18 protein-coding genes are annotated in these 19598 nt (G+C 68.1%); 15 read left to right on the top strand and 3 right to left on the bottom strand.

From position 1 onward, the window contains the following. Positions 1–53 precede the first annotated feature (53 nt). The 14 genes from prfB (at position 54) to MYSTI_RS25665 (ending at position 15132) form a co-directional block, all read left to right on the top strand. Positions 54–1176 (top strand): peptide chain release factor 2 gene (gene prfB, locus MYSTI_RS25730; protein ID WP_015350729.1). Its coding sequence is split into 2 segments (ribosomal slippage): positions 54–122 and positions 124–1176, totalling 1122 coding nucleotides; the frame shifts between segments, so codons are not numbered across the junction. A 164-nt stretch (positions 1177–1340) separates the two neighbouring features. After that, positions 1341–1967 carry an RNA polymerase sigma factor gene (locus MYSTI_RS25725; protein ID WP_015350728.1) on the top strand — a complete coding sequence of 209 codons (627 nt, stop codon included), beginning with the start codon at positions 1341–1343 and terminating at the stop codon, positions 1965–1967. 38 nt (positions 1968–2005) lie between these two features. Then, the gene (locus tag MYSTI_RS25720; protein ID WP_144370144.1) at positions 2006–2347 is read left to right on the top strand and encodes an anti-sigma factor family protein; all 342 of its coding nucleotides are present in this window, start codon (positions 2006–2008) and stop codon (positions 2345–2347) included. A 73-nt stretch (positions 2348–2420) separates the two neighbouring features. Beyond that, positions 2421–3950: a lysine--tRNA ligase gene (gene lysS / locus MYSTI_RS25715; RefSeq protein WP_084668194.1), complete on the top strand. Its 1530-nt coding sequence runs from the start codon at positions 2421–2423 to the stop codon at positions 3948–3950. 12 nt (positions 3951–3962) lie between these two features. Next, positions 3963–6350 (top strand): FtsX-like permease family protein, encoded by a 2388-nt coding sequence (locus MYSTI_RS25710; RefSeq protein WP_015350725.1) that lies wholly within the window; start codon positions 3963–3965, stop codon positions 6348–6350. A 2-nt stretch (positions 6351–6352) separates the two neighbouring features. Beyond that, positions 6353–7027: an ABC transporter ATP-binding protein gene (locus tag MYSTI_RS25705; RefSeq protein ID WP_015350724.1), complete on the top strand. Its 675-nt coding sequence runs from the start codon at positions 6353–6355 to the stop codon at positions 7025–7027. Between the two features lie 142 nt (positions 7028–7169). Continuing rightward, positions 7170–9566: an outer membrane protein assembly factor BamA gene (gene bamA, locus MYSTI_RS25700; RefSeq protein WP_420811506.1), complete on the top strand. Its 2397-nt coding sequence runs from the start codon at positions 7170–7172 to the stop codon at positions 9564–9566. Between the two features lie 104 nt (positions 9567–9670). Next, positions 9671–10222 (top strand): OmpH/Skp family outer membrane protein, encoded by a 552-nt coding sequence (locus MYSTI_RS25695; RefSeq protein ID WP_015350722.1) that lies wholly within the window; start codon positions 9671–9673, stop codon positions 10220–10222. A gap of 10 nt (positions 10223–10232) precedes the next feature. Continuing rightward, positions 10233–11297 carry a UDP-3-O-(3-hydroxymyristoyl)glucosamine N-acyltransferase gene (gene lpxD, locus MYSTI_RS25690; RefSeq protein ID WP_015350721.1) on the top strand — a complete coding sequence of 355 codons (1065 nt, stop codon included), beginning with the start codon at positions 10233–10235 and terminating at the stop codon, positions 11295–11297. Continuing rightward, positions 11297–11758 (top strand): 3-hydroxyacyl-ACP dehydratase FabZ, encoded by a 462-nt coding sequence (fabZ, locus tag MYSTI_RS25685; RefSeq protein ID WP_015350720.1) that lies wholly within the window; start codon positions 11297–11299, stop codon positions 11756–11758. Before lpxD ends, fabZ begins: the two co-directional genes overlap by 1 nt. A gap of 29 nt (positions 11759–11787) precedes the next feature. Next, entirely contained in the window at positions 11788–12564 is a 777-nt protein-coding gene (gene lpxA, locus MYSTI_RS25680) for an acyl-ACP--UDP-N-acetylglucosamine O-acyltransferase (protein ID WP_015350719.1), read from the top strand. A gap of 9 nt (positions 12565–12573) precedes the next feature. Then, the gene (locus tag MYSTI_RS25675) at positions 12574–13398 is read left to right on the top strand and encodes an LpxI family protein (protein ID WP_015350718.1); all 825 of its coding nucleotides are present in this window, start codon (positions 12574–12576) and stop codon (positions 13396–13398) included. Positions 13399–13613: 215 nt separating this feature from the next. Continuing rightward, positions 13614–14639 carry an OmpA family protein gene (locus MYSTI_RS25670; RefSeq protein ID WP_015350717.1) on the top strand — a complete coding sequence of 342 codons (1026 nt, stop codon included), beginning with the start codon at positions 13614–13616 and terminating at the stop codon, positions 14637–14639. A 31-nt stretch (positions 14640–14670) separates the two neighbouring features. Then, positions 14671–15132, top strand: coding sequence for a hypothetical protein (locus tag MYSTI_RS25665; RefSeq protein ID WP_015350716.1), 462 nt, complete (start codon positions 14671–14673; stop codon positions 15130–15132). Position 15133: 1 nt separating this feature from the next. Here MYSTI_RS25665 and MYSTI_RS25660 read toward each other — a convergent pair whose 3' ends face one another. The 3 genes from MYSTI_RS25660 to lpxB are packed head-to-tail and all read right to left on the bottom strand — an operon-like array spanning position 15134 to position 17653. Next, complete coding sequence (locus MYSTI_RS25660) at positions 15134–15760, bottom strand: MarC family protein (RefSeq protein WP_015350715.1); 627 nt, start codon at positions 15758–15760, stop codon at positions 15134–15136. A 19-nt stretch (positions 15761–15779) separates the two neighbouring features. Then, the gene (locus MYSTI_RS25655; RefSeq protein WP_015350714.1) at positions 15780–16484 is read right to left on the bottom strand and encodes a polyprenol monophosphomannose synthase; all 705 of its coding nucleotides are present in this window, start codon (positions 16482–16484) and stop codon (positions 15780–15782) included. 17 nt (positions 16485–16501) lie between these two features. Next, on the bottom strand, positions 16502–17653 hold the full coding sequence (lpxB, locus tag MYSTI_RS25650; RefSeq protein WP_044281364.1) for a lipid-A-disaccharide synthase: 1152 nt from the start codon (positions 17651–17653) through the stop codon (positions 16502–16504). A gap of 60 nt (positions 17654–17713) precedes the next feature. Here lpxB and MYSTI_RS25645 point away from each other — a divergent pair, with 60 nt between their 5' ends. Continuing rightward, a complete protein-coding gene (locus MYSTI_RS25645) occupies positions 17714–19597 on the top strand; it encodes a DUF4388 domain-containing protein (RefSeq protein WP_015350712.1) in 1884 nt (627 codons plus the stop codon). Position 19598: the final 1 nt, after the last annotated feature.

Genomic DNA, 19598 nt, shown 5'->3' with positions numbered 1-19598 from the left:
TTCGCGCGCGGTGACCGCTGGAGGCACCGCGCGCCCGACGAGGAAGCACGCACATGGCGAACGATTCGATGGAGAAGATCAACGGCCTCAGGGAGCGCGTGTTGGCGCTCCGGGGGCATCTTTGACCTGGACCGCAAGCGGTCCCGCATTGCGTTGATTGAGCGTGACAGCACGCTGCCGAACTTCTGGGACGACAACACCAAGGCCCAGGCGATGTTGAAGGAGAAGTCCACGCTGGAGCTCAGCGTGGGCGCCTACGACAAGGTGATGCGCGGCCTGGATGACGCGCAGACCTTGCTGGAGCTGGCGGCGGAGGCCGCGGACGAGGCCACGGCCCAGGAGGCGGAGTCCTCGCTGGAGGGGCTGGACGGCGACGTCGCGAAGCTGGAGCTGGCGCGCATGCTGTCCGGCGAGCAGGACCGCAGCAGCTGCTTCATGGACATCAACGCCGGCGCCGGTGGCACCGACTCGATGGACTGGGCGGCCATGCTGCTGCGCATGTACTCGCGCTACTGCGAGGCCAAGGGCTGGAAGGTCGAGATCAGCGACGAGGTGCCGGGCGAAGAGGCGGGCTTCAAGAACGTCTCCCTGCGCATCGAGGGTGACTTCGCCTACGGCTACCTCAAGGCCGAGGTGGGCGTGCACCGGCTGGTGCGCATCTCCCCGTTCGACGCCAACGCCCGGCGCCAGACGGCCTTCGCGTCGGTGGACGTCTATCCGGAAGTCGACGACACGATTCAAATCGACATCCCGGAGAAGGACATCGACCTGAAGTTCATCCGAGGCGGCGGCGCTGGTGGACAGAAGGTGAACAAGACGTCCTCCACCGCGCAGCTGCGCCACCTGCCCACGGGCATCATCATCACCTGCCAGACGGAGCGCTCGCAGTCGGCCAACAAGGACATGGCCTTCAAGATCCTGCGCGGCCGCCTGTACGAGCTGGAGATGAAGAAGCGCGAGGCCGCGCGAGACGCCGCCGAGGCCGCGAAGAAGGACATCTCCTTCGGCTCGCAGATCCGCTCCTACGTCCTGGCCCCCTACCGCATGGCGAAGGACCTGCGCACCGGCGTGGAGACGGGCAACGTGGACTCCGTGCTGGATGGAGACCTGGAGGAGTTCATCACCGCGCAGTTGTTGGGCGTGAAGAACCCCAACCGCAACGCGGCGTTGGACTGAGCCTCCCTACCGGCGGAGGCGGGCACCCCCCCGCCACGCCGGCCCTCGACGAAGTCCGGGAACCTTTTTCCCGCCGCGGTGTCGGACGCGCGGCGGGGAAGGGGAACGGATAGGCTTCAGGGCAAGGCCCTTCCTTCTGGGAAGGCCGTCGCGGGAGGACACCGGTGCAACCGGGCGGGGTGCTCGAAATCGGACAGGACGGGTCCGCTGGCGAAGCGGCCGAGGCTCGGCGCGACGACGCGGCGCTGCTGGCCCGGCTGCGCCAGGGCGACTCCGAGGCCTTCGAGCAACTGGTGCACCTGCACCAGGACCGGCTCTACGACTTCTGCGTCCGCATGGTGGGGGACCGGGAGGAGGCGCATGACCTGGTGCAGGAGATCTTCGTCAGCGTGCACCAGAACGTCCGCCGCTTCCGCGAGGACTCCCGCCTGTCCACCTGGCTGTTCCGCATCACCAAGAACCACTGCATCAACCGGCTGAAGTACCTCAAGCGCCGGGGCCGGGGCCGCTCGGAGGAGTACGACGAAGCGAGCGCTTCCTGGGTGGACGGCCCGGGGGCGCCCCCCACGCCGGACGTCGCGCTGGAGTCCGCGCGCGAGCGGGCCCGCGTGCAGTGGGCCATCTCCCAGCTCGAGCCCGACGCACGCATGCTCGTGGTGCTGCGCGACATCGAAGGGCTGAGCTACGACGAAATCGTGGACATCACGGAGCTGCCGGAGGGCACGGTGAAGAGCCGGCTCCACCGGGCCCGTGAAAAGCTGGCGAACCTCCTGGGGCGGCTTGAGCCATGAGTGGTTTCCATCGCAGACTTCCGGACGTGGACCCGCGAATGAACCACCGCGAGGCGAGGGCCCTGTTCCTCGCGCTCGCCGACGACGAGCTGCCTGCCCCTCAGGCGCAGGCGGTGCGCTCGCACCTGGACGGCTGCGATGAGTGCCGCCATGGGTGGGAGGGATATTCGCGCACGGTGCGACGTCTTCAGAACGTGGAGCGCGAGAAGGCACCGCCAGCGCTGGCCTCGGTGGTGATGACTCGCGTGCGTCGGCAGCGGCGCTTCGGTCTGCGGGGCCTGCACATGGCTCATATGCAGCACCGCTTCCCCGTCGAGATTCTCATCCCCATCCTGCTCGCCGTGGCCGTGGCCGCCTTCCTGGTGTTGGCGGCCCCCTGAACCTTCCCGATGTGTTGCGTTGCGTCCCGAGGGAGGCTTGGCTACGGTGCCGCGCCTCTTGGAAGGGCGCGCGATGGCTGACGACCAGAACAACGACCTGGGCTCGAAGGAGCAGGAAATCTACGACCAGCGGCTGGAGAAGGCCGCCAAGTGGCGGGAGGCGGGCTTCAACCCGTATGGCAACGGCCACCGCCCCCAGCACCTCGCCGCGGACATCCTCGCGAAACACGCTGATGACACCGCCGAGTCGCTCGAGCAGACGCCCGTCACGTACGACGTCGCCGGTCGCCTCATCGCGATGCGCTCGTTCGGCAAGGCCGCCTTCATCAAGCTGCGGGATCGCTCCGGAGAGATCCAGGTCCACATGAAGAAGGACGCGCTGGCGGAGGCCTACGAGGTCTTCAAGCTGTGCGACCTGGGTGACTTCCTCTCCGCCACGGGCACGCTGTTCCGCTCGAAGACGGGCGAGCTGACGCTGGCCGCGACGAAGTTCGCGCCGCTCACCAAGTCCCTGCGCCCGCTGCCGGAGAAGTGGCACGGCCTGACGGACGTGGAGATCCGCTACCGTCAGCGCTACCTGGACCTCGTGTCCAACCCGGACGTGAAGCAGACGTTCCTCCGGCGCAACAAGCTCATCCGCTTCATCCGCAACTTCCTCGACGCGCGTGACTTCGTCGAAGTGGAGACGCCGATGATGCACCCGCTCGTGTCGGGTGCGGCGGCGCGTCCCTTCTCCACGCACCACAACGCGCTCGACATCGACCTGTACATGCGCATCGCTCCAGAGCTGTACCTGAAGCGACTGGTGGTGGGCGGCCTGGAGCGCGTCTACGAGGTGAACCGGAACTTCCGCAACGAGGGCATCAGCACCCGGCACAACCCCGAGTTCACGATGCTCGAGTTCTATCAGGCGTACGCCACGTACGAAGACCTGATGGACCTGAGCGAGGAGATGATCTCCGAGGCGGCCAAGGCCGTCACCGGCGACACGAAGGTGAAGTACGGCGAGCACGTGCTCGACTTCGGCAAGGGCTGGAAGCGCATCTCCATGACGGAGGCCATCCGCGAGGGCGTGGGCGGCGCGCTGTCCGACAAGGACATGTCGGACCCGGACAAGCTCCGGCACGAGCTGCTCAAGACGACGCGCGGCGAGGCCGAGCGTCGGGCCATCGAGACGATGAACCACGGCGAGCTGGTGGGCGCGCTCTTCGAGGCCCACGTCGAGCACACCCTGATTCATCCCACCTTCATCACCCATTTCCCCACCGCGGTCTCCCCGCTGGCCCGCAGGAACGACCAGAACCCCGACGTTGCGGACCGCTTCGAGCTGTACGTGGCGGGTCGCGAAATCGCGAACGCGTTCTCCGAGCTGAACGACCCCCTGGACCAGAAGGGGCGCTTCCAGTCTCAGCTCGACGCGAAGCAGCGGGGGCAGCAGGAGACGATGGACTACGACGAGGACTACATCCGAGCACTCGAGCACGGCATGCCGCCCACGGCCGGCCAGGGAATCGGGATTGATCGGCTCGCGATGTTGTTCACGGATTCTCAGAGCATCCGCGACGTCATCCTGTTCCCACTCCTCAAGCCACTGGCGAAGTAGCCAGGAGGCCGCGTGCACTCGGCAGAACGGCAGACCGTCCACCGCTGGAGCTTCATCTGGGCCGGGGCACTCGTCGCCTTGGTGGGGTTCACCCTCTTGGGGGTGTCCATCTCCGCGTCCGGTGCCTGGGCGGAGGTGGGCTCCTTCCTGGGCCTGTCCCTCTTCGGGTGGGGTGGGGTGGTCCAGGCGGTGAACGGGACGGCGCTCCTGCCGGCGCAGGCGGCCGTGAAGGAGTCCCTGCTGCTGGGTCAGCCGGGGTTCCTGCTGCTGGGGGCCGTGGTCTGGGTGGCGGGCTGGAGCCTGGTGGCCCTGGGAATCCGGCGCGCGCCGGAGCCCACCGGAGGGCCGAGCCCCGCGGCCGGGGCGCCGCTGTACCCGCGCCTGGCGCGCTACCGTGACTTCTACTGGAGCACGCTGGGGGCCTACGGCGGCGGTGTCCTGCTGGCGGAGCTGGTCTACATCTTCCTGCAGACGATGCTGTCCAGCGGCGTGCCCTCGACGGAGCTGGGCATCGCGCGGGACGCGGGCGGGGGGCTGGCCATGCCGCCCACCGTCGCGTTCGGCATCTCGCTGGTGGGGGCGGCCTTCGTCGCCTTCGTGTCCGGCTTCATCGGGGCCTCCCGGGCGCAGCGGCTGGCGCTGCCGGAAGCCACCATCGGCGTCTTCTACCTGGGCCTGCCCGTTCCCATCCTCCTCACGTTGATGGAGCGCATCCCCGCGCTCCAGCTCGCGCTGGGCTACCGGCTGCGCGAGGTGACGTACGTGGCGGGCCTGATTGGCCGGCCGGAGCTGGCGTACTGGCTGACCTTCACGGGGCTGGTGCTCGCGCTGGTGCTGGGCATCAACACGGGCTTCATCGCCGCGGGCAGCGGGCGTGTGGACCTGAAGCTCGGCTTCGAGCTGTTCGTCGCGCGCCGCCACGTGGCGGTGTTCCGACCGTCGCTGCTGTTGGGCACGCTGGCGGTGCTGATGTTCGGCATCATCCCGCCGCTGCTCGTCTACTTCATCATCCGCTCGGCCGAGGCCGCCGTGGAGCGCACGCGCATCCGCGCGCTGGGCATGGCGGATCCGCTGGCCGCATCGGAGGCGCTGCACAACCTGAAGCTGCGCGAGCAGTCGCCCACCATGATGATGACCGCGCTGTCGGTGGGCGGCGTGGGCGTGGGCGTCATGGCGCTCATCATCGTGCTGTCGGTGATGAGCGGCTTCGAGGCCGACCTCCAGAAGAAGATTCTCGGCACCAACGCCCACGTGGTGGTGACCCGGTACGCGGGGGACCTGCCCGAGTACTCCAAGGTGATGGACACCGTCGGCAAGGTGCCTGGTGTCGAGGGGCAGACGCCCTTCATCATCAACCAGGTGATGATTGCCTCCGAGGGCAACGTCGACGCCGTCATCATCAAGGGCATCGACCCGGCCACGGTGGGCGAGGTGACGGACCTGCCCAAGAACATCCTGGGCGGCGGCTCGCTCGACATCCTCCACACCCCGGAGAAGATCCTCTCGCGCGGCCTGGATGAAGAGTCGGCTCCGTCGGAGGGTGGGGCAGGGGAGGACGCGGGAGACGACATCATCCGCCGCTCGGGCAAGCCGAAGAAGACGCCCGTGCTGCCCGGCATCATCATCGGCCGCGAGCTGGCATCGCAGCTTCGCGTGGTGGTGGGGGACCGGGTGAACGTGGTGTCCCCGCTGGGCACGGAGCTGGGGCCCATGGGGCCCTTGCCCAAGAACCGCGCCTTCCGCGTGGCGGCCGTCTTCTACTCGGGGATGTACGAGTACGACGCCAAGTTCGTCTACATCCTGCTCAAGGAAGCGCAGGACTTCTTCAGCGTCCACGGCGCCACGGGTATCGAGCTGAAGGTGCTCGACATCGACGACGCGCGCCGCATCGCCGGGCAGGTGGTGAAGACGCTGGGCGGCTATCCCTACCGGGCCCGCGACTGGGGAGAGATGAACAAGAACCTCTTCTCCGCGCTGCGCCTGGAGAAGCTGGTGATGGGCATCATCCTGTCCATCATCATCATCGTGGCCGCGGGTCTCATCGTCGCCACGGTCATCATGCTGGTATTGGAGAAGCGCAAGGAGATCTCCGTCCTCAAGGCGCTGGGAGTCCCGGATGGAGGCATCGTGAAGATATTCCTCGCCGAAGGTCTCCAGATTGGTGTCGCCGGGGGCGTCCTGGGCCTGTTCTCCGGCCTGTCCTGGTGCCTCTTCATCGAGAAGGTGGGCATCAAGCTGGACCCCGAGGTCTATTACATTCCCGCGCTGCCGGTGCGCATCGAACCTTTGCAGACCGCGTTGGCCGTCGTCATCGCGGTGCTCGTCACCTACCTGGCGTCCATCTACCCGGCCCTCAAGGCGAGCAGCGTGGAACCGGTGGAAGGCCTCAAGGCGGAGTAGCCATGACGCTGTTGTCCATCCGCAACGTCTTCAAGAGCTACTTCCTGCACGGAAAGCGCATCGACATCCTGCGCTCCGTGTCGCTCGATATCGCCAAGGGAGAGCTCGTGTCCCTGGTGGGCGCCTCCGGCGCTGGCAAGAGCACCTTCTTGCACGTGCTGGGCACCCTGGATGCCCCCGCCGCGGGCGAGGTCTTCTTCGAGGGCCGCTCCGTCTTCGCCATGAACGACGCGGAAATCGCCGAGTTCCGCAACCGCACCATCGGCTTCGTCTTCCAGAGCCACTACCTCCTGCCGGAGTTCACCGCCCTGGAGAACGTGGCCATGCCCGCCCTCATCCAGCGCCGGGAGCGCACCGGGGCCTACGCCTACGCCCGGGAGCTGCTGGAGCGGGTGGGATTGGGGCAGCGGGTAGACCACAGGCCAGGGGAACTGTCCGGTGGTGAAGCCCAGCGGGTGGCCCTGGCCCGCGCCCTGGTGCTCAAGCCCGCTGTCCTCCTCGCCGACGAGCCGACGGGCAACCTGGACCCGGCCACCGGCGAGGGCATCCACCAGCTCCTCCGGGACGTCAACCGGGAGCTGGGCATCACCGCCGTGGTGGTCACCCACAATGAGACCCTGGCCCGTTCCATGCCCCGCCGCCTGCGGCTGGCCGGCGGGCAGGTGTCGGAGGCTTGATGGCTCCGCGCTTTTGGATTGAGGGCGTCGCGCCCCTTCCCGTACATTGCCCCGCCTTTTCCCGGCCGGTCTCCCCTTGAGGCACCCCGTTCTGTCGCGCAAGTCACTGCTCCCGCTGATAGCGGTCGTCCTGTGGTCGCTCGTGCCTGGCCCCGTCCGGGCACAGGTGAACGGGGGTGCGCCTTCTCAGGCCCCATCTCCGAGCACTCCCGCGCCCACTCCCCAAGAGCCCGAGCGCCCCTCGGACGCCCCCGTTGAAGAAGCCCCTGCCTCGTCGGAGGAAGAGGCGAACCGGGTGGTGGAGATTCGAGTCGAGGGCAACAAGCGCGTGGAGGCCGAGGCCATCCGCCGCGCCCTGCGCACCAAGGTGGGTCAGCCTTGGGACCCCGCCCGCAGCTCGGAAGACCTCCGGGCCGTGTGGGCCCTGGGGTACTTCCAGAACGTGGAGCTGCTCCGGCAGCGAATGCCTCGTGGCATCGCCTACGTCGTCCGGGTGGAGGAGCGGCCCGTGGTCCGCTCCGTCTCGCTCAAGGGCAACGAGGAGCTCAACAAGGACGACTTCAAGGACGACATCGAGGTCAAGGCCAACACGATTCTGGACCTGGAGACCGTGCGCAACACGGTGAAGAAGATCCAGGCCAAGTACGTGGAGAAGGGCTTCTTCCTCGCCGAGGTCTCCCACGAAATCAAACCCTCCGCCGAGGGCAGTGGGAGCGTCGACGTCGTCATCGTCATCAACGAGCACGCCAAGGTGATGGTGAAGCAGATCACCCTCATCGGCGCGGAGAAGGTCACCGCGTCGGAGCTCAAGGAGACGATGATCACCCGCGAGGGAGGCTTCTTCTCCTTCTTCACGGGCGAGGGCACGTACCGCGAGGACGCCTTCCAGCGCGACCTGGCCGTCATCCAGATCGCCTACTACGACCGCGGTTTCATCAACGTCAAGATCGACAAGCCCACGGTCCAGCTCTCCGCGGACAAGCGCTACATCTACATCACCCTGCGCATCACCGAGGGCGAGCCGTACGACATCGGGAAGATCGACATCGCGGGTGACCTGCTCCCCGACGTCTCCAAGGAGCAGATGATGGGGCTGATGCGGTCCCGCTCCAAGGACCGCTTCAACCGCTCGCAGCTGTCGCAGGACATCCTGGGCCTGTCGGACGTGTATTACGACCGCGGCTACGCGTACGCGAACATCAACCCCGTCACCAGCGTCAACGCGGACAACCGCACGGTGGACCTGACCTTCGATGTGCAGAAGGGCCCGCAGGTCACCATCGAGCGCATCGACGTCAGCGGCAACACGAAGACGCGCGACAAGGTCATCCGCCGCGAGCTGCGCGTGTACGAAGGCGAGCTCTACAGCGGCACGGGCGTGCGCCGGAGCAAGGAGCGCGTCACCGCCCTGGGCTACTTCGAGACGGTGGAGATCACCCAGCGCCCGGGCAGCACCGACGACACCATCGTCCTCCAGGTGGAGGTGAAGGAGAAGGCCACCGGTACCTTCCAGGTGGGCCTGGGCTTCTCCAACGTGGAGAACTTCATCTTCACGGCGCAGATCTCCCAGAACAACTTCCTGGGCTGGGGCCAGAGCGTCTCCGCGTCCGCGCAGATCTCCAGCCTGCGCTCGCTGGTGCAGCTGTCGTTCTACGACCCGTACTTCCTGGACACGAACTACCTGCTGTCCGCGGAGTTCTTCCGCGTCCAGGCGGACTACGAAGGCTTCATCCGCAACTCCACCGGTGGAACCGTCTCCATCGGCTACCAGTTCATCGACGACCTGCTGGGCACCATCGGCTACACCCGTGAGTGGGTGAACGTGGAGGCGGGCTCGAACCTGGGCGCGGTGCTGTTGGCCAACCAGTTCAAGTCGGGCACCACCAGCGCGGCGCGGCTGTCACTCTCCTTCGACCGCCGCGACAACCGCCTGTTCCCGTCGCGCGGCTTCTACCATGTCGGCTCGGTGGAGTTCGCCCCGGACTTCCTTGGCGGCACGTTCCTCTTCAACCGCTACACCGCGACCTCGCGCCTGTACTTCCCGATGCCGCTGGGCTTCGTCTTCAAGACGAACGCCTCCTTGGGCTACATCCAGCAGCTCGACGCGGACAAGCCGCTGCCCATCTCCGAGCAGTACTACGTGGGTGGTATCAACAGCGTCCGTGGCTACTTCCTGCGCAGCATCAGCCCGACCCAGAAGGTGCCTCGCTCGAGCAGCCCGGACGCCACCGTCACGGACTTCCTCGTCGGCGGCAACAAGCAGCTCGTCTTCAACTTCGAGCTCGAGTTCCCCATCTTCGAGAAGGCCGGCCTGCGCGGCGTGCTCTTCTACGACGCGGGCAACGCGTACGCCTCCAACGAGCGCTTCTTCGAGGACAAGCAGGACAAGCTGCCACTCGGCCTCTTCCACTCGGCGGGCTTCGGCTTCCGCTGGTTCAGCCCGATCGGCCCCCTTCGCTTCGAGTGGGGCATCCCGCTCACCAGGCGGCCGGAAGACGAACGGATTCTGTTCGAGTTCACTATCGGCAACTTCTTCTGATAAGCCGTCGCCCTGTCGTCCCGGCCCCGCCCTGGCGGGAAGGGTTGAACAAGCCCGGGCGTCTGACGTCGGACCCTGTACCCTTCCCTGAGGAGCTGTTGAACATGTCGCTTCGCACCACTGTCGCGGCCATGGCCGCCGTCCTGTCGCTTGCCCTGCCGGTGGCCTCTTCGGCCGCGGAGATGAAGGTCGCCTACGTGGACCTTCAGCGGGTCCTTCTCGAGGTGGATGACGGCAAGGCCGCCAAGACCCGCCTCCAGAAGTGGCTGGAGGACAAGCAGAAGGAGATCGACAAGGAGCAGTCCGCCCTCCGCGCCGAGAAGGAGGCGCTGGACAAGCAGGCGAGCGCCATGGCCGCCGACGTCCGGGGCCAGAAGGAGGCGGAGCTGCAGCGCAAGGTGATGACGCTCGCCCAGAAGTGGGAGAAGAGCCGCGCCGAGGCCGCCAACAAGGAGCGCCAGGAGATGGAGCCCATCATCAACAAGATTGACCAGGTGGTGGCGTCCATCGCGCAGCGGGACGACCTGGGCCTCGTGCTGGAGAAGCGCGACTCGGGCATCGTCTTCGCGAAGGCCCAGTACGACATCTCCAACGAAGTCATCCGGGCGTACAACAGCTCCAAGAAGACGGCGGCGAAGGACGCCCCGACCAAGTAGACCGCGCCACGTGAAGACCTCCCCCGCACCTCGTCGGCTCGGGGAGCTCGCCGCCCATGTCGGGGGAGAGCTTCTCGGTGACTCTGAGCAACTCATCCACGGACTCAACGGGCTCGAGGAAGCCGGCCCGGGAGACGTGTCTTTCTACGGAAACACGCGCTATCGCCGCCAGTTCGAGGCCACCCGTGCCTCGGCGGTCCTCATCGGCGCGGACGTGCCTCCTCGCGACGGCGTCGCGCTCGTGCGGGTGTCCAATCCGCACCTGGCCTACGCCAAGCTGCTGCGCCTGTTCCACCCCAGCCCTCGGCCCGCGCCGGGCATCCGCCCTGGCGCGTGGGTCCACCCCGAAGCCACCGTCCATCCGGAAGCCACGGTGATGGCGGGCGCCACCGTCGAGGCCGGCGCCAAGGTGGGGGCTCGCTCGGTGCTGTTCCCGGGCGCCTATCTGGGCGAGCACGCCGAGGTGGGCGAGGACAGTGTCCTGCACCCCAACGTGACGGTGCGCGAGGGTTGCATCGTGGGCTCGCGGTGCATCCTCCACTCCGCCTCCGTGGTGGGCGCGGATGGCTTTGGCTTCGCGTTCAATCCGGAAGGCGAAGCGGGGCCGGAGCACTACAAGATTCCCCAGGTGGGCATCGTCCGCATCGAGGACGACGTCGAGCTGGGCGCCTGCTCCTGCATCGACCGCGCGACGGTCGGCGAGACGGTGGTGGGCCGCGGCACCAAGGTCGACAACCTGGTGCAGGTGGCGCACAACGTGAAGATTGGCGCGCTGAGCCTCATCTGCGCCCAGGCCGGTGTGTCCGGCTCGGCGGAGATTGGCATGGGCGTGGTGCTGGCGGGCCAGGTGGGTGTGGTGGGCCACATCCGCGTGGGCGACATGGCGAAGGTGGGCGCGCAGTCCGGCGTGGCCCATGACGTCCCGGATGGCCAGGTGGTGAGTGGCTCTCCGGCCGTTCCCCATCGCGAGTGGCTCCGCGCCAGCGCGGCGGTGAACCAGGTGGCCGACCTGCTCAAGGAAATGCGAGCCCTGCGCCGCAGGGTGGAGCTGCTGGAGAAGGAGAAGGGGGAGTGATGGACATCCGAGAAATCCAGAACTTGCTGCCGCACCGGTACCCGTTCCTCCTCATCGACCGGGTGGTGGAGATTGTTCCGGGCCAGAAAATCACGGCCTTCAAGAACGTCACCATCAACGAGCCCTTCTTCAACGGCCACTTCCCGGGGCACCCGGTGATGCCGGGAGTGCTCATCCTGGAGGCGCTGGCCCAGGCGTCCGCGATTCTCGCGTACAAGAGCGAGAACATGGACCCCTCCCAGAAGGTGACCTACCTGATGGGCGTGGATGGCGCGCGCTTCCGCAAGCCGGTGGTGCCGGGAGACCGGGTGCAGCTGCTCATCGAGGTGCTGCGCCACAAGGGCGCGGTCTGGAAGACGAAGGGCACGGCGACCGTGGATGGCGTGAAGGTCGCCGAAGGCGAGTTCCTGGCCACGGTGGTGGACAAGGACGCTGGGGCGGAAGAGAGCGCGGCGTCCTGACCGCGAGCTCGAGAGGCAGAGGAGACGACATGGCTCAGGTTCATCCCACCGCGGTGGTTCATCCCGATGCGCGTCTACACGAGTCGGTCCAGGTCGGACCGTACTCGGTGATTGGACCGCAGGTGACGATTGGCGAAGGCTCCCGCGTGGGGCCTCACGTCGTCATCGAGGGCCGCACGACGATCGGTGCGCGCAACCGCATCTTCCAGTTCGCCTCCATCGGGGCGGACCCGCAGGACTTGAAGTATGCGGGGGAAGACACCGAGCTCACGCTGGGTGACGACAACCAGGTGCGCGAGTTCGTCACGCTGCACAAGGGCACTGTCGGTGGGGGCGGCGCCACGCGCATCGGCCATGGCACCCTCTTGATGGCCAACAGCCACGTGGCCCACGACTGCATCGTCGGCAACGGCTGTCGCATCGGCAACGGGTCCGCGCTGGCGGGCCACGTGGAGATGGAAGACCACGTCATCATCAGCGGCCTGGCGGCGGTGCATCAGTTCACCCGCCTGGGCCGCTTCTCCTTCATCTCCGGCGGCGCCATGGTGACCATGGACATCCCGCCGTACGCCACGGCGCAGGGAGACCGCGCGGAGCTGGTGGGGCTCAACACCGTGGGCCTGGAGCGCGGCGGCTACTCCAAGGAGCAGATCGAGCGCGTGAAGGAAGCCCACCGCATCCTGTTCCGCTCCAAGCTGGGGCTGCAGGAGGCGCTGGCGCGGCTGCGCGCTGAGCTGGCGGGACACCCCGAGGTGGACCACCTCGTGAGCTTCATCGCGCAGAGCAAGCGCGGCCTGACGCGCTAGTCTGCGGACATGGAGAGCAGCGCGCCGCCAGACGGCAAGATTGGTCTCATCGCGGGCAATGGCCAGCTTCCCTTCCTCTTCGCTCGCGCCGCGCGGGCTCGGGGACTGGAAGTCATCGCCGTGGCGCACAAGGGAGAGACGGACCCGGCGCTGGCCTCCGAGGTGGGCGCGCTGACCTGGGTCCGTGTCGGCCAGGTGAACCGCATCCAGAAGGCCTTCATCTCCGCGGGCGTGAAGCAGGCGGCCATGGCGGGTGGCATCAGCCATGTGAAGGCGCTGACGGACGCTCGGCCGGACCTGGGCGCCGTCCGCATCATCTCCCGCCTGCGCAGCTTCCGGGATGACGCGCTCCTGCGCGCGGTGGCCGCGGACTTCGAGTCGCGCGGCGTCACCATCATCGCCCCCACGGACTACCTGGGTGAGGTGCTCTGTCCGCCTGGTCACCTGGCGGGCCCGGTGCTGAGCGAGGCGCAGGAGAAGGACGTGGCGCTGGGGCGCGAGGTGGCGGTGCTGCTGGGCCAGGCGGACGTGGGCCAGACGGTGGTGGTGCACCAGGGGCACGTCCTGGCGCTCGAGGCGGTGGAGGGCACGGACGAGGCCATCCGCCGAGGCGGCAAGCTGGGAGGCGCGGGCGCGGTGGTGGTGAAGCGCTGCAAGCCCCACCAGGACCTGCGCTTCGACCTGCCGGCGGCGGGACCCCGCACGCTGGAAGTGATGAACGAAGTCGGGGCCAAGGTCCTCGCGCTGGAGGCGGGCCGCACGGTGCTGCTGGACGCGCCCGCGCTGTTCGCCGCCGCCAAGGACTCGGGAATCACCCTCATCGGCGTTCCCTGAGTCCGGCCCGGAAGGGCGGGGGACCCGGGCCGGTGCATGCCTCCCCGGCCGCCCGAGAGGTGGGGCGTGGCGGGGGGATGTCGTCGCGCGCCGCCGCGTCTTGCTCGCGAAGCATTTCCTCGCACGGAGCACCGGCCTACCCTGTCGCGGTGGAATCCACCCAGCCGGGGCGCCGTCGCCGCGTGCCCCGCGAAGCCGGAGGCCGACGCCGCGCCATGAATGCCCGCCTGGTCCTGCTGCTGTGTCTTGCCGTCTCGTCGCCGCTGCCCGCGTTCGCCGAAGCCATCCGGGTGTCCCTGGAGGGCCGTGCCGCGGTGGGCGAGAAGCTCCCGGCATTGCTCGTGCACATCGACGAGCCCATTGCTGGCTTCGAGCTGAAGCTGAAGCGCGGGGATGGGAAGGTGGTCGAGATGAAGGGCGGGGGGAAGCCAGGCATCACCCGTCGCATCGAGCTGGAGCAGCCCGAGGGCCGCTTCCACTACGAGGGCGAGCTGGTGGTGCGCTTCCCCGACGCCGAGGCAGCCAGCATGCCGCTTTCCTTCGACACGGAGCTCAACGGGCCGCTGCGGTTGGAGGTGCGCCCGGAGGACGTGGACGTCGCGGGGCGCAAGCTCTCCTTCCTGCTCTCGCGTCCCGCGGGCCGCGTGGAGCTCACCGTGCTGATGGACACGGGGAAGAAGGCCTTCGAGGGCGAGGTGCCCTTCAAGGGCGAGCGGGCGGGCACGCCGCTGGGAGTGAGCTGGCCACCCGCCGAGGGCCGGGTGATGAAGATTTCCCTCCGGGCCTTCGACACATCGGACTTCTACACGGGTGTGGACCTCTTCCCGTGGCGCATGGACATTCCCCACGAAGAGGTGGGCTTCGCCTCGGGGCGCGCGGACATTCCCGCGGCCGAGCGAGGCAAGCTGGACAGGAGCCATGCGTTGATTGCGGAAGCGCTTGCGAAATACGGACGCTTCGCGGCGGTTCGCCTCTTCGTGCTCGGGCACACGGACACGGTGGGGGACTCGAAGGACAACCGGGAGCTGTCGCTCAAGCGGGCGCGGAGTCTCGCCGCGGCCTTCCGTCAGCGCGGGTTGAAGGTCCCCATCTTCTACGAGGGATTGGGTGAGGAGTCGCCAGCCGTGCGGACTCCGGACGAGACGGCGGAAGCGGGCAACCGCCGGGCCGAATACATCATCGCGGTGGAGGACCCGGTGCTGCCTCGAGCGCCCTTCTCCCCGCGGTGGAGGAAGCTGTAGCGGGTGGATGAAGCGTCGTGAGGAGGCAGGGATGGACCGATTCCAGCGGTGGGCCTGGGGCGCGATGGGTGTCGCGCTCCTGGCGGGGGCGGGCTGCGCGCATCAAGCGCCGCTCGCCGAGCGGCGGGAGGTGGAGGCGGACAAGTGCAGCCTGATTCAATCCGTGCTGAAGGAACCCACGCCCTCTCGGATGGTGGAGGAGATTGCCTCCCTGGGCCGCAACGAGCCCACGCCGGTGCGGGTGTACGTCCGCCGGCCCGAGCAGGCCATGCTGGAGCGCTTCTTCGAAGGGGATGAGCCCCGCTGCGGCGACGCCACCTTCCAGGTCGTCCAGGAGTCGGTGCTGGACGCGGTGGTGGTGTACCTCCAGGAGGTCCAGGAGGGCGGCTACGCCTACGACGCGCGCCGCTCGGGGCCCGATGAGCTCACGCTGGAGGGCCAGCCCCAGGGGACGCTCCGGCGCGCGGGGCCCGCCTGGGTCGCTGGGACGTGAGCTACTTCAGGAGCTCCTTGGCGCCGTCGGCCATGAACTGCACGGCGATGGCGGCGAGGATGAGGCCCATCACCCGCTCGACGATGGCGACGCCGGACTGACGCAGCACCCGCTGCACGAGGCCCGAGGCGCGCAGGATGAAGTAGCTGGCGACGAAGGTGAGGATGATGGCCGCGAGCACCGGCAGGGTGCCCGTCATCGTGTTGCCCCGGGCCACCAGCACCATGGCGGTGGCGATGCCGCCGGGGCCTGCCAGCAGTGGGATGGCCAGCGGGACGATGGCCACGTCTTCCTTCACCGCGCCTTCGCGCTCCTCGGTGGGGGAGGTGCGCGTCTCGGAGGGGCGGGCCCGGAGCATGTCCAGCGCCGTGATCAGCAGCAGGATGCCGCCCGCGACGCGGAAGGCGCCCAGCGACACGCCGAACACCTTGAAGATGATGGTGCCGAACAGGGCGAAGAAGGTCATCAGCCCGCCCGCCACCAGACAGGCGCGCAGGGCCGTGCTGCGGACCTTCTCCTTCGTGTCCCCGGCCGTCATCGCCAGGAACAGGGGCACCACCCCGATGGGGTCCACCACGAAGAAGATGGCCGGCAAGGCCACCAGGAATTGCGTCAGGTAGACCGTCATCGCCGCACGACCTTCCGGGCTACACCGTGAGGCGCAGCTTCCACACCATGGTGAGCGCCTCGGCGAAAATCTTCTTGTTCATCTTGGAGTGTCCCACCCGGCGGTCCTCGAAGATGATGGGGACCTCGCGCACGGTGAAGCCGCGCTTGAGCGTGCGGTAGGTGAGCTCGATTTGGAATGCGTACCCGGTGCTGTGTACGGCATCCAGGTCGATGGACTCCAGCACCCGCCGGTGGAAGCACTTGAAGCCCCCAGTCAAGTCGCGCACGCCCACGCCCAGAATCGTCCGGGCATACAGGCTGCCGCCCCGGCTGATGACCTGCCGGCCGACGCCCCAGTTCACCGTGCCGCCGCCCGTGACATAGCGCGAGCCGAGCACCAGGTCCGAGCCCACCTCGGCCGCGTCCAGCATGCCCGTCACGTAGCGGGGGTCATGGCTGAAGTCAGCGTCCATCTCCATGATGTACGTGTAGCCCTGCTCCAGGGCCCAGCGGAACGCGGCCAGGTACGCGCGCCCCAGGCCTTCCTTCTTCTCGCGGTGCAGCACGCGCACCCGAGGGTCCTGGGCCGCGAGCGCGTCGGCGAGCTGCCCCGTGCCGTCGGGCGAGTTGTCGTCGACGATGAGGATGTCGACGCGCGGGTCGGCCTTGAGCACCGCCAGGGTGATGGCCTCGATGTTCTCCCGCTCGTTGTAGGTGGGGATGCAGACCAGCGCAGGGTTCATGTCCGGGCGGACATACCCTAAATGGCGCGCGGGGGCAGTAGCTCCATGACCGACTCGGCCGCCCGGGCGGCGGCCCCGGTCTCGCCCAGCCTCCCCCGGACCTCCGCCAGTCCCTTGAGCATCTCGTCTCGCGGGGTTCCCGGGGTCCACACACGGCGGACCTCCTCCGCGATGCGCTCGGGGGTGGCCTCCCCCTGGATGAGCTCCGGCACCACGCGCCGGCCGGCCAGCAGGTTGACGAGTGACACGAAGGCCACCTGCAGCATCATCCTCCCCACCCAGTACGTGATGAGCGACACGCGGTAGATGACGACGAGCGGACGCTGCATCAGTCCGGCTTCCAACGCGGCCGTTCCAGAGGCGACCACCGCGGCGTCGCTGGCGCCGACGACCTCCGGCGCCCGGCCCTCGATGAGGATGGGGGTCACTCCGCTGCCCTCGAAGCGGGAGAGGACCTCCTCCCGGGCGATGGTGGGGGCCACGGGGACGACGACCTGGAGGCCGGGGCGTTCAGCGGACAACGTCCTGGCCGTGTCCACCATGGTGGGCAGGAGCCTGCGAATCTCGCTCATGCGGCTGCCCGGGAGCAGCGCCAGGGTGGGGGCATCCGGCTTGAGCCCCAACTGTGTGCGGAACGCGACGGCGCTGTCGGGGGCGGGAATCTGCTCCACGACGGGGCTGCCCACGTAGCGGGCGCTCACGCCGGCCTCGCGGTAGAAGTCCTCCTCGAAGGGGAGGATGCAGAGCATCCGGTCCACCAGCCGCTTGATGGTGTGGACCCGGCCTCGGCGCCAGGCCCAGATCATGGGCGAGATGTAATAGGCGACGGGGATTCCCAGGGCCTTGAGCTTCTTGGCCAGGCGCAGGTTGAAGTCCGGGATGTCGACGAGGATGGCGGCCACGGGGCGGCGCTCCGCGGCGGCCTGGGCCAGCCCCTTCATGATTTGAAGGATTCGCGGGATGCGAGGGAGCACCTCGGTGATGCCCATGACGGACACTTCGCGAGCGTCGAAGAGCAGCTCGACGCCGGTGGCGGCGAGTCGCGAGCCTCCCATGCCGAAGAAGGAGAGGTCCGGGCGGCGGGCCTGCAGGGCTGCGACGAGGTCGGCGGCGTGGGAGTCGCCAGAGGCCTCGCCGGCCACGACGAGAATGCGGGGCGGTGGCGTCATGAGAAGGGGGCGCATCGTACCCTGATGCAAGCCGGGGTGAAGGTGTAGACTGCGCTACCCTTGAAGACGCTTCTGCTCGCCGAGAGCCATCCTCCCACGCTCGAACACCTGAGGGGCCTGCTCTCCCAGGCCGGGTATTCCGTGCGCGCGGTGAATGACCCCATCGCGGTGCTGGAGCATTTCGCGGCGGACAATCCGGATGTGATGGTGTTGTCGGTGGACCTGCCCCGCCTGGACGGTGCGCACGTGGTCCACCACATCCGAGGCCACAGCCAGGGTGCGCGAGTGCCCATCGTCGCCATCGACAAGGGGCACCTGGGCCGGGCGCGGGGCGTGGGCTCCGTGCTGGACCTCAAGGTGAACGCCTACGTGGCGGACCCGCTCAAGCCCGGCGAGCTGGTGCCTCGGTTGGAGTCGCTGGTGCGCGCGGCGCAGGCCGTGCCGCTGACGGGGCTCGCGGCCACGCTGTCGCGTCCGGCGGTGAACAGTGGCGAGCTGAGGGGCTATCCGTTGCCCGGCCTCCTGCACTCCATCTACCGCCTGCGGCGAGACGGCGTGCTGGTGGTGGCGCACCGGGGGCTGAGCCGGCGCGTGTACTTCCTGCGCGGCGGGCCGGTGAACTTCGACTCGACGGCGAAGGAGGACTCGCTGCCGCGCTACCTGGTGGAGCGCAAGCTGGCCACGCAGGCGCAGGCGGAGCGGGTGGTGGAGGCGCTGGCCTCCGGGTTGCGCATCGGCGCGGCGCTGGCGGACGCGGGCGTGGAGGCGGTGGGCGAGGAACTCTCGCAGCTGCTGCGCGACTACACGCGAGACAAGCTGGCGCGGGTGCTGGGGATGCGCGAGGGCCGCTATGCCTTCTACTCCGGCGACGAGTACACGTCGGAGGTGGCCTCGGTGGACCTGCCTCCGTTGGCACAGGTCCTGGAGGGCGCGCGCAAGGGGTTCCCGCTGAAGGTGATGGCGGCGTCACTCCGGGCGCACCTGGGCGAGTACCCGGTCCGCTCGCCGGAGTTCGGCCGCGACATGCAGGCGATGGCGCTGGACACGGACGACATCAAGATCGCGATGCAGGTCAATGGCCGCATCGTCTTGAAGGAGCTGCTGGCGCACGGGCGGGGCGAGCTGCGCGCGGCGTACTCGCTGCTGTGGTTCCTGAAGCTGACGGGCGGGGTGACGTTCTCCGCGACGCCGGTGGCGACGGGGACGGACATGCTGTCGGCGGTGGTGGTGCCGGACCGGATTGGTCCTCGCAAGCGCAAGTCGTTGCCGGTGGAGACGGCGGCGTCGCTGCGCGAGGAGGCGGTGCGCATCATCACCCGGAGCTACTTCGGCAGCCTGGGGTTGGATATCGCCGCGGACGCGGAGGCGGTGGAGCGCGCGTACCACGAGACGGCGATGCGCTTCCACCCGGACACGTATGCCGAGTTCGACCTCTCGGACCTGCGGGACTTGTTGGACTCGGTGCAGGAGAAGCTGTCCGCGTCGTACCGGGTGTTGAGCGTGGAGGAGAAGCGCAAGGCGTATCTCCAGTACCTGTTCAGCAAGCTGGACGTGGGGCGCAACACGGCGGTGGTGGTGGACGCGGAGATTGCGCTGCGCCGGGGCGAGTCCTCGCTGAAGCGGCGCGACTTCGTGACGGCGATGAAGGCCTTCGAGGAGTCGGTGTCGCTCAATCCCAGCGAGCCGGAGTACTACGCCTTCCTTGCCTGGGCGACGTACCAGGGAGCGGGCGGCCCGCTGGTTCAGCGTGCACAGAAGGCGCAGAAGGTGTTGAAGAAGGCGTTGTCCCTGGGGCCGTATGTGGAGCGGCTGCACATCATCGCGGCCATCATCGACATGGACCTGGGGGACGCGCCGCTGGCGCGGAAGAAGCTGCTGAAGGTGCTGGAGTACAACCCGTACTCACAGCTCGCGAAGGCGGCCCTGCGCAAGGTGGGACGGTAGG

The organism is Myxococcus stipitatus DSM 14675 (assembly GCF_000331735.1).
Lineage (GTDB): Bacteria > Myxococcota > Myxococcia > Myxococcales > Myxococcaceae > Myxococcus > Myxococcus stipitatus.
The sequence above is the reverse complement of the archived record's forward strand: the minus strand, read 5'-3'. Positions and strand labels throughout refer to the sequence as shown.

Bases quoted from the DNA above. Each gene is read 5' to 3' on its own strand.
- MYSTI_RS25665 (WP_015350716.1), top strand. From the start codon at position 14,671: ATGGACCGATTCCAGCGGTGGGCCTGGGGCGCGATGGGTGTCGCGCTC.
- MYSTI_RS25705 (WP_015350724.1), top strand. From the start codon at position 6,353: ATGACGCTGTTGTCCATCCGCAACGTCTTCAAGAGCTACTTCCTGCAC.
- MYSTI_RS25660 (WP_015350715.1), bottom strand. From the start codon at position 15,760: ATGACGGTCTACCTGACGCAATTCCTGGTGGCCTTGCCGGCCATCTTC.
- MYSTI_RS25670 (WP_015350717.1), top strand. From the start codon at position 13,614: ATGAATGCCCGCCTGGTCCTGCTGCTGTGTCTTGCCGTCTCGTCGCCG.
- MYSTI_RS25720 (WP_144370144.1), top strand. From the start codon at position 2,006: ATGAACCACCGCGAGGCGAGGGCCCTGTTCCTCGCGCTCGCCGACGAC.
- lysS (WP_084668194.1), top strand. From the start codon at position 2,421: ATGGCTGACGACCAGAACAACGACCTGGGCTCGAAGGAGCAGGAAATC.
- MYSTI_RS25675 (WP_015350718.1), top strand. From the start codon at position 12,574: ATGGAGAGCAGCGCGCCGCCAGACGGCAAGATTGGTCTCATCGCGGGC.
- fabZ (WP_015350720.1), top strand. From the start codon at position 11,297: ATGGACATCCGAGAAATCCAGAACTTGCTGCCGCACCGGTACCCGTTC.
- MYSTI_RS25655 (WP_015350714.1), bottom strand. From the start codon at position 16,484: ATGAACCCTGCGCTGGTCTGCATCCCCACCTACAACGAGCGGGAGAAC.
- MYSTI_RS25695 (WP_015350722.1), top strand. From the start codon at position 9,671: ATGTCGCTTCGCACCACTGTCGCGGCCATGGCCGCCGTCCTGTCGCTT.
- lpxA (WP_015350719.1), top strand. From the start codon at position 11,788: ATGGCTCAGGTTCATCCCACCGCGGTGGTTCATCCCGATGCGCGTCTA.
- lpxB (WP_044281364.1), bottom strand. From the start codon at position 17,653: ATGACGCCACCGCCCCGCATTCTCGTCGTGGCCGGCGAGGCCTCTGGC.